Source organism: Belnapia sp. AC561 (assembly GCF_979252845.1).
Genome location: NZ_CEEDBP010000305.1, coordinates 1 through 258, shown reverse-complemented (window position 1 = coordinate 258; position 258 = coordinate 1). Strand labels below are relative to the sequence as shown.

General features: G+C 68.6%; 1 pseudogene. It reads left to right on the top strand.

What is annotated here, in order from left to right:
* Positions 1-258 (top strand): annotated as a pseudogene (gene tldD, locus AC0IW9_RS31190) (metalloprotease TldD); the annotation flags it as partial.

Sequence of the window (258 nt, the reverse complement as noted above, 5' to 3'; positions counted from 1 at the left end):
AATATCCAGATCGTGGTCGAGCAGAATGGCCGCCGCGAGACGGGGACGTTCGGGATCGGCGGGCGCTACCTTTACGACCGCCTGTTCGAGGATGCGACGTGGAACCGCGGCATCGACGAGGCGCTGGCGCAGGCGCTGGTCAATCTCGACGCGGTCGCCGCGCCGGCGGGCGAAATGACGGTGCTGCTCGCGCCAGGCTGGCCGGGCGTGCTTTTGCACGAGGCGATCGGCCACGGGCTGGAGGGTGACTTCAACCGC